Raw genomic sequence first — 9,566 nt, forward strand, 5'->3', positions numbered from 1 at the left:
AAAACGACTGATGCAAAAGTTATTTGGTACTGCTGTAGATGGTGTTGTAAACATGGCTTTTCTCAAGCAACCAAATGATATTGCAGTGACGTTAGAAAGCATTAAAAGTGTTAGTAAAGAGCGAAATCCTCAACCAAGGATTATATCACCGGATGCCGCTTGTGACCATCTCACTTATTTCACTAGTAAAGCTGGTTTGGATGCTTTAGTTAACGCGCTGGGTGACGATTTGTAAAAATTACTGTAGTAGCGACATCTACCCATGATGTCGCTATTTTTCTTGTGATGGTTAATTATGGTGGGATAACTGATACGGCAACACTAAATCATTCGTGAGAAGTTTAGAAACTTTCTGATTTCTCGTCTTCGTGTGTCATCGGTATAATTTATTATTCATGATTATTGGATTTTAGAACCAATGTAACCAATAATTATCTTTCCCGGCCTCAATTCAGTACAAAAATGAAGTCTCCATGCTCCTGGTGTGATGCGAACGTGTAAGCTGAAAAAGCGTTTCTCACCATCAGAACATTTAAAAGTAAGTTCCGAATCAAACTGTCTGATTCTTGATTGGCTTTCTACTGATGCTTTACTTGCTAACGTCTCAAGTTTAAAAGCTCCATCAACCCACTTTTTAGAAGATTCTTCGAGTTCAAATAACTTTTTTATTACTTGTCTAAATATTGGTTTACCGTTATCAAGACAATTAATTTGTTTATAAACATCATCGCAAAATTCTAAACTTGGAAATAATTCTTCCCTTTGATTCCAAAGTTCTTCTCCATTATAAATTTCTGTGCGAACCCGATTTTTTATCCAATTATTATGTTCTTTAAGATGATTGCGGCAACTTGCGTGTACAATTTCTACAGTTTCGCTAACTATCTCCTCATTATCATCAATTCTTGAAACTTCTAAGCTTAGATAACTATTGCTCCAACGTGTTTCGGAATTAAAACTCACTGGTAATCCATCAATAACTAAAGCAAATCCAATACCTTTAACTACTTCTCCTTGATATCGAATTTCTGATAGATCAAACTCATCTTTAAATTCTTCAAATAAATCAGTCCAAAAAGGAGCTTTTGTTACCAGAGTTTTGAAAAATCGGCTTTCTTCTCTATCTACTTCTGGGTCATTACGCCAACGAGCTATGGGATAATTAGGTGCAAGTTCCAAAGAATGTATTTCATCGGAAGTACGAAGTATTCGCTTTACTCCATTAGTTGTTGCTTGACGTAAAGTACCGATTAACTCCGACATCAACTTTCTTGCAGTCAAAATATCTCTCGCAGGAGTCTTAAGAGAAAGTTCATTTAAAACCATCTCTAATTCCATACTTTATTCTCCTGCTGGTTCCAACAAAGCATCTAAACTTTTATCCCACTCATCAAAGAAACCATCGGGCCATTTATCAATTCTGCCGTTTCTATCTATGTTTGGTGATACGACTTCAGTAAAAGTAAGTCCTCTATTTTCTCGACGTTGTAAATAATGCAACTGAACATATCCTGGATCGAGTTTACCATCATGAACGGCAACGCGAATACCATTCAAAACATGGTCACTATGAGTTTCCATAACAATTTGTATACCGCAGCTAGCAGCTAATGCTAATAGTTCCCCCATTTTTGCTTGACCTTTAGGATGAAGGTGAGCTTCAGGGTTTTCAATTAAAATAAGTGTATCAGGTTCGGATGACAAAACGGCTACAAGAATAGGCAAAGTATAACTAATTCCAAATCCCACATTAGTGGAGCGACGAAGATTACTATCTCCATAAGAATACTGCGAATTTGTCATACCTATATCTGGATATGAGTTGATTGTAATGCGCGTACCGGGACTTACTTCTCTCATCCATCCTTCAACTTGATCTATCAAATCCATTGATTTTGCTTGTGGATATGCAAGGTTAGCTATCGGAATAGGTTCGCGTCCATAAACGTTAAGAAAGTGTCCTGCATATTCTCCTTTTGTCCCAAGTTGTTTAAGTCGCCTAACCTTATAATCTGACATATCATTAACTAGTCTCGGACCAATACGTTCGGCTTGAAGATAATGAAATTTAAGTCTTTTATTGAAAATACTTGATTCATAAATTGCATCACCAGGCTTTGTTGATGATGAAAAGTCTATATCTAATAACTCAGTTTCTTTGTTTTCTAATTCATAATTGAAACGCCATACTCCTTGTTTATTATCTTCATTAGTAATCGTAAACTCTATATAATCATCTGAAGCATTCTCATAAAATGCATCTTGAGCGTTACCTATTTCTACTAAATCTCCATTCAGTGCTAAACCTATTTCTTCTAATAGTTCCTGTTCGTAAGATTGACGCAGAAGCAATAATGATTGTATTACAGAAGATTTGCCCGTACTATTCAAACCAGACAATAAAGTCAGCGGTCTAAACTCTAATTGCTGATTTTCAAAAGCCTTGAAGTTTATTAATCGTAGCGAGCGAATCATGATAGTACTTCCTGAATTATGTTTTCAATAGTGCTAAATCTATATTCAATTTTATTTGCTGCTTGAGATATAGAATCTAGAAATTCTTTATCATTATCTGATTTACTAGTAAACTTACGAATCAATTCTTTTTTATAAATATTTAATTTTTCAATTTCCACCTCATTTAGGTTGCTAAAATTTACTGACCAGGCTTCAAATAATGCTTTATTTAATGGAGATTTTCTTTTAGTTTTATTCGATAATTTACGAAATGCATTATCACCAAAAATATAGAATGCCGCAACCATTGCTTTTTTAAAATCTTGTTCAATTTGATTGAACTCTATTTCTGATAGTTTATTTGCCTTGACTAAAGCTTGATTAAGAAATGTATCGCGATCGCCATCTTGATATTCTTCATAAAAAGTTAGTTTGAAAGCTAGAAAACCAACTATGAATTCTCGGTCATCCATTCGCTTTTTCCGAGATTCACCAAGTTTAACGAGACGTGTAAATTCTTTTAGATTTGCAAGTTTTTCTAAAAATTTTGTTGCTGGGCCTGGATTAAGAGCGTGACGTAATTCTTGATTGGAAAGAGGAATTCCTCCTGTATTAATGCGTTTAAAAATATTATATTTAACTTCAATCGGTGTACCCTTTGCTATCAAATAAACTGTAAGTTGAGTTTCTTCTATACGTCGCTGATATCTACGTTCTAATTCATCATAGGTTTTTCCTTCTAATTCAGTCAGGTATTCTAACCCCGTTAATTTAAAACTTTTATCACTAACAAATTGTTTTAGAGTAGATAGTCTTTGTAAACCATCTACAACTAACCATTCTTCTTCATTTGTACCATCTATGTAAAAAACTGGTAATGGGATTCTAATAAGAATAGATTCAATTAAACGGCTTTTAGCTTCTATATTCCAGATACCAGCTTGTCGTTGAAAATCAGGTGCTAAATTCAGAGCTTCTTCATCAATTCGCCTTAATAATATATCAATAGTTGGTTCTTGCTTAACAATGTTTATTTTTTCTGGATCATAGTTGAAATTATGTGTTTCTTCTAACTCTTCTTCATCATCTAATAATTCTAAATCTAAGATATCTGCTTCTGTCATGATATTTACTCCTTTTATAGTAGAAGTTATTAATAAACATACTTTTATTATTCCCAGTTTTTAGCTAGAAAATATCACCTGAAGGCTATACGTCCAAAATAAACTGGAAGTATAGCCTCGTAACTAAACGATCTAAATCCTAACTGCTTTCACCCCTGCCATATCCAAGATTGGCACTATCAAATCTTCGCGCTTCACTGCCATCATATGCACTCCCTGACACAATTGTTGGGCAGTTTGTACTTGTTCTGCGGCAATTTTCATTCCTTCTTCTAAAGGATTTTTCGCTTGCTCTAATCTATCAATTATGTGGTCGGGAATTTCAACTCCAGGAACGCACTTATTGATAAACCGAGCATTTTTTGCTGACTTCAAAAGAAATATTCCCGCTAAAATTGGTTTGTTACAGCCTGCGGCTATTTGAGTCATGAATTTCTCAAAAATTTCAAAGTCTGTAATCATTTGACTTTGGAAAAATTGCGCTCCGGCTGTTAGTTTGCGTTCAAATCGCTTTTGCAAACCGCTCCAGCTACGACATTGTGGATCTACCGCAGCTCCCACAAATAAATCGGTTGCACCGTCGGTTAAAGCTTTTTCATTACTATCAAAGCCGTTATTAAGTTTACCGATTAATTGCAGTAAACGGACTGATTCTAAATCGAACACGCTTTTAGCGTCGGGGTGGTCTCCCGCTTTTACAGGGTCGCCGGTTAAAGCTAAAATATTGCGGATGCCTAAAGCATGAGCGCCCATCAAGTCACTTTGTAAACCAATACGGTTTCTGTCTCGACAAGCCATTTGACATATCGGCTCGATTCCCTGTTGGTGTAAAATTACAGACGCTGCTAACGATGACATCCGTAAAACTGCGCGGCTACCATCGGTGATATTGACGGCATGAACCCTTCCCTTAAGAGTCGCCGACATTTGTATCATGTGTTCTGGATTACCGCCTTTCGGTGGTGCGACTTCAGCAGTAATTAGAAATTCATCTGCTTGTGCAGCCGCACGAAATGTTGTTAATTGAGTTGGATTTAATGTACCAAGCATAACATTGAGGTATTTGGATACTTGGTACATCTCTATCACATCTGACTGTTAGAGGAAAGCTTACAAAGGCATAGAGAAACCTAATGCTGATTTTACCTGTTTTAAAGTTTCATTGGCGATCGCTTCGGCTTTTTCTCTACCATCGCGCAAAACTTGCTCTAGATAAGCTTTATCGTCCATTACGGCTTGATATTTCTCTTGAATGGGTTGTAGAGCGTTAACGGCTGTTTCTGCCAATAAGGGCTTAAATTGACCCCAACCCATATCTTGACATTCTGCTGCTACTTCTTCCTTAGTTTTACCCGCAAGCAGCATATAAAGAGTTAGTAGGTTATTGCATTCGGGACGTTCAGGATTATCAAATTCTAAACCGCGCACGGTATCAGTTTTACAGCGTTTGAATTTCTTGGTAATTTCATCCGGGGTATCTGTCAAATTAATCCGACTTAATTCTGAGGGGTCAGATTTTGACATTTTTTTGCTACCGTCGGTTAAACTCATTACCCTTGCCCCTTCTTTACGAATCAAAGGCTCTGGTAATTTCAATACAGGTTTATTAGGTTTCGCGAATTGATGGTTAAATCTATTGACAATATCTCTCGTTAATTCTATATGTTGTTTTTGGTCTTCACCCACGGGAACTTTATCGGCTTGATACAGCAAAATATCGGCAGCCATCAGTACGGGATAATCCAGCAAACCCACATTTACATTTTCACCTTGCTTGATTGCTTTTTCCTTATACTGAATCATATCTTCCAACCAGTTAAGGGGAGTGATACAGTTAAGCAACCAAGTTAGTTCGCTGTGAGCGGAAACGTGAGACTGTACAAAGATATTGGAATAATTTAAATCCAAACCGCACGCTAAATAAATTGCAGCTAAATGATAAGTATTTGCGGCTAATTCTTTGGGGTCTTGCGGTACGGTAATCGCGTGTAAATCTACTATACAAAAATAATTTTCATATTCGTCTTTATACTGGTTTTGAATCTCTATCCAGTTGCGAATAGCTCCTAAATAGTTACCTAAATGTAGATTACCAGTTGGTTGAACTCCAGAAAAAACTCGTTGCTTACCCATAAATTTTTACTTTAATTATTTCAATCCATAGTTTGACAATATCGCACGCAAAGAGGTGAAGAGGCAAAGTTTTTATGCACAAGATGTAGAGACGCGATATATCGCGTTTCTACATTTCGCGAATCAGCTTGATAATACTGCGCTAAACTTTACGGAAATGCAGTGTAACCTACCATAGGACTCCTATTTGATTTTTGAAAAAATAATTTAGCTCTAAGCCTGCTATACAAAGCTTTTATTCTAAGTATACTTAGCAAGATTCAAGTAGGATTCCTATATTTAAATTTTAAATTAAAATCAATGAGCGAACCGGGTATTCAAACTGCTTTGATTGATGCGACGGATCGGTTTTGAAGATTGGGCATGGGGGATTGGGAATAGGAATCTTACTCTCTGCATTCCTCTGCGAGAACCTTTGCGATACTTTGCGTTTGAAAAAAATATATACTCATATAATTATTATTTATCTAAAATTGTGTGTACATTTGCCGCAAATGTGTTTACAGTTGTGTATACTGAATATAGAAACTGCTGAACATCTGGGCAATAAAGTTTCTCCTGTGCGTTCAAACTATTGTAGTTTCGTTAGCTTAGCAGCAAAAGCAGGGTGTTGTACAAATTGCTACAAACAAGCAGTTTAAATTTATAGAGGACTGATTATGCCAACAACTAAAGCTAAAAAAAGTAGGCTTGACCTCAGAATAGATCAAGATCAAAAGGAACTCTTAGAAAGAGCTGCATCTTTAAGAGGGCTAAGTCTTAGTTCTTACTTGCTTTCTAATAGTATAGAAGCTGCAACTAAAGATATTGAATCTCATGAGAAGTTAGTTCTGAGTGATAATGACCGGGATTTATTTCTATCTTTGATGGAAAATCCACCAGAGCCAAATCAAGCTTTAAAATCAGCTATGAAAAGATTTCAAGAGGAATACGAAAACTAATTGTCTGTGAAATTCCATATCTCACTGCTTGATACCAGCTTTCATGATAGGGAATCTTTTGACTGTGGTAAATCACAGTTAAACGACTACTTGAAAAAAATGGCTGGACAAGACGCAAAGAAAGGATACTCCAAGACTTTTGTTGCAACAATTGGAGTTGAGAGCAAAGAGATTCTTGGGTATTATTGTACGAGTGCATCTAGCATTGAATTCGAGAACATTCCTCAAAATCTCTCGAAAAGATTACCGAAGTATCCTGCACCTGCAATGCTGATTGGAAGGTTAGCAGTAAATAAACTAATTCAAGGTCAGAGACTTGGAGAAAGGCTTCTGATGCACGCTTTAAGTAGAGCAGTTCGTGCAACTTCAGAAATAGCCATTTTTGCAGTTAGGGTTGATGCTTTAGATGAGGAAGTAAAGAAATTTTATCTTCATTATGAATTTGTACCATTTGAAGGTAAAGAATTTTCTCTTTTACTTCCTATGAAGACAATTATGAAGAGTCGAAATAACTAAATTATTGTTAGCTCTGAAATAATTCAGAGCGATTTTTTTGGCTCTTCAGCACATAGTATGCTAAAGGTCTGGCTCAAAAGCTTAAAATCTTTATGATGTAAGGGAAATTTTATTTATTAATTGATATTAATCATAAATACTACTTTTCTCGTATTTTTATTCCCTACTCCCTTTTTTTATTTTTTTAGCATACCAAGTATGGAAGAGCCATTTTTTTGTAATTTTTAGTAGTTTTTGTGCTTGTACCAGATTAATTACAACCGCAGAGACGCGGAGAGTGCTGAGGTAAGAGGTTATAGAGAGATACGGATTAATTATTTAACGTTCTAATGCTTCCCGATCCCATTTACCAAGTACTGCTGCTGCTTCATAAGTACTTTGTAGAAAAGATAATAAGGTTTCGTCGGGGGTATCTGATAATCTTAATACTTCTAAGGGCAATATAAATTCCTGGATATCTTCGTGGAAATAAGCTATTTCTGGCTTGATTGGATAATCTTTGAATCCTTCAGGTGCTGGGTAAGCATAGGAATAGAAAAATGGTTCGATACCACCTCCACCGGGCCAAAATCCGCAACTGCTGACTTCGTGGGAATAGGCTTCGTGGGTGATGGAATCGGCTACTCCTGCTGCTCCAGGATGTTTGGGTGCAGTGCGTCCGGAAAAGCGGGTGAGGGCTAAATCGAAGCTTCCCCAGAAGAAGTGTGTCGGGCTAACTTTACCGACAAAGCGAGAACGAAACTGTGTAAATATACGGTTAGTTTGGACTAATATCTGCCAGAAGCGATGCACGTATTCGGGGTCATAAGATTTATGTTTGGTGTCCTCCTCGAAGGGGATGGGATTGGATACTTCTTGCGGCATTGTCCATATTTTTACTTTTATGTCAAGTGATGACAATGCACTCATTGTTTTTTGGTAAAATTCGGCTACGGAAAATGATTTTAAAGCGAATGCAGTTCTTTGTCCGTCGGATGTGGAAATACAAAGTTCGTGAGCGATAAAGTCGAAGTCTATTTGAAAGAATCGAGTTTCGTAAGGTATGGGTGAAGTAGTTAGTCCCCGTGAGGTGACGTAAAGGGTGACATTCCACCAATGGTTGATGAGTGGAGTTAATGACCTGCGGATTTTACCGATTACTTGCGTCCATAGCTGTAGGGTGGTAGATGTTTCTTGCCACGCTGTTGATGGTAATGATGGGAAAACATCGGTGTTGGTAGACATTATTAAGTGTAAAGTATGGTTTTACAATATTTTCTCATATTTTTGCAAAATATACTGTTGATATATGTTTTAATTCTGTACAATTAGAGTTTTTTTTTAATATATGTAAAATTTAGATTATTTATATTATTCTTAATATATTTTTATGTAAAAAATCTTTAAACTAAAACATAAGTAAAAGTTAAAAAAATGTCATTTATCGCTATTACTATATGTGACTCTATATCAAAAAGCCTTAACCAATATGCGTATTTTATCGGGCTATTCTTTACGTTTAAAGTTAAAATATTTAGTTTAGCTGTAGTTAAATTTTTAGAAATTTTTATTATTTGTTAAGATTGTAAAATAAAATTAGTGAAAGGCTAAAAATCTTAACATTCTTAACCTTTCACTACTATTTAAAGATTAAAGATTCGATTTATTACTGCATTGCAAGTTGAGAAGCAATTTGCTGACGTAACTGTGCGGGAAGTAGTACGCGATTAACTGCGTGAATTACTCCATTACTAGCTGCAATATTTGCATTGGTAACACTAGCATTGTTTACAATTACTCGGTCGGGAGTTACATTAACTGCTACTCCACCGTATAGCATATCTACCGTACCAGTCTGTAACTGATTAGAAGTTACTCTACCTTTTGTTACGTGATAGCTAAGAACCTGACGCAACAAATCTTTATTCTCTGGTTTGAGTAGAAACGCTACTGCTCCTTGAGGTAAAGAATCTTGAAAAGCCTGGTCGGTAGGAGCAAAAACAGTATAAGAACCATTTGCAAGTGTATCTGTTAAACCTGCTGCTTGTACTGCTTTTACAAGAGTGTTAAAGGAGTTGCTTGCTACTGCAACTTCTACAAGATTTCTATTACCTGACATCTGTGACATTTTCATGTCACCGTAATTTTCAGCTCTAACTGGAACTGTTGCAAAAGCGCTGATACCGATGACACCAGTAATTACAGCAAGCTTTTTGAACAGTTGAGTTAAGTTGTTAGTATTCATAAATTATGATTGCGAATTATTGTGATATGTAACTTATCTCTCATGTTAGTAAAGATTTTTGAAGCTTCTATCCCCTCAGAGAAATAAGTCTTTCGATAGAGTATGTAATGTGTAAATTTCCCTATATGAAATAAAAAAGTTAGTTTTTTGAAGAAGGAAAATTAGCTTTAA

The 9,566-nt window shown here is 36.0% G+C and carries 10 protein-coding genes; 3 read left to right on the forward strand and 7 right to left on the reverse strand.

From position 1 onward, the window contains the following. Positions 1-235 (forward strand): hypothetical protein (locus tag VB797_RS34170; RefSeq protein WP_323242252.1); only part of this gene is annotated, 235 nt, incomplete at its 5' end. Positions 236-399: 164 nt separating this feature from the next. Here the strand turns inward: VB797_RS34170 and VB797_RS34175 are convergent. The 5 genes from VB797_RS34175 to trpS all read right to left on the reverse strand — a co-directional run bounded on the left by VB797_RS34175 (position 400) and on the right by trpS (position 5,714). Next, positions 400-1,338 (reverse strand): hypothetical protein, encoded by a 939-nt coding sequence (locus tag VB797_RS34175; protein WP_323242253.1) that lies wholly within the window; start codon positions 1,336-1,338, stop codon positions 400-402. Between the two features lie 3 nt (positions 1,339-1,341). Next, positions 1,342-2,475, reverse strand: a complete 1,134-nt coding sequence (locus VB797_RS34180) for a DUF3696 domain-containing protein (RefSeq protein ID WP_323242254.1) — start codon at positions 2,473-2,475, stop codon at positions 1,342-1,344. Then, positions 2,472-3,581, reverse strand: a complete 1,110-nt coding sequence (locus VB797_RS34185; RefSeq protein ID WP_323242255.1) for a DUF262 domain-containing protein — start codon at positions 3,579-3,581, stop codon at positions 2,472-2,474. Before VB797_RS34185 ends, VB797_RS34180 begins: the two co-directional genes overlap by 4 nt. Positions 3,582-3,713: 132 nt before the next feature. Beyond that, positions 3,714-4,631 (reverse strand): methylenetetrahydrofolate reductase, encoded by a 918-nt coding sequence (locus tag VB797_RS34190; protein WP_323242256.1) that lies wholly within the window; start codon positions 4,629-4,631, stop codon positions 3,714-3,716. A gap of 60 nt (positions 4,632-4,691) precedes the next feature. Beyond that, positions 4,692-5,714 (reverse strand): tryptophan--tRNA ligase, encoded by a 1,023-nt coding sequence (gene trpS, locus VB797_RS34195; RefSeq protein ID WP_323242257.1) that lies wholly within the window; start codon positions 5,712-5,714, stop codon positions 4,692-4,694. 659 nt (positions 5,715-6,373) lie between these two features. Here trpS and VB797_RS34200 point away from each other — a divergent pair. Next, positions 6,374-6,655 (forward strand): DUF1778 domain-containing protein, encoded by a 282-nt coding sequence (locus VB797_RS34200; protein ID WP_323242258.1) that lies wholly within the window; start codon positions 6,374-6,376, stop codon positions 6,653-6,655. Positions 6,656-6,754: 99 nt separating this feature from the next. Then, positions 6,755-7,171, forward strand: coding sequence for a GNAT family N-acetyltransferase (locus VB797_RS34205; protein ID WP_323242259.1), 417 nt, complete (start codon positions 6,755-6,757; stop codon positions 7,169-7,171). Positions 7,172-7,489: 318 nt separating this feature from the next. Here VB797_RS34205 and VB797_RS34210 read toward each other — a convergent pair whose 3' ends face one another. After that, positions 7,490-8,395 (reverse strand): DUF5996 family protein, encoded by a 906-nt coding sequence (locus VB797_RS34210; protein ID WP_323242261.1) that lies wholly within the window; start codon positions 8,393-8,395, stop codon positions 7,490-7,492. Positions 8,396-8,816: 421 nt separating this feature from the next. Further along, a complete protein-coding gene (locus VB797_RS34215) occupies positions 8,817-9,395 on the reverse strand; it encodes a fasciclin domain-containing protein (RefSeq protein ID WP_323242262.1) in 579 nt (192 codons plus the stop codon). Positions 9,396-9,566: the final 171 nt, after the last annotated feature.

It is taken from the genome of Rivularia sp. UHCC 0363 (assembly GCF_034931125.1).
In the GTDB taxonomy this organism is placed as follows: Bacteria; Cyanobacteriota; Cyanobacteriia; order Cyanobacteriales; family Nostocaceae; genus Rivularia.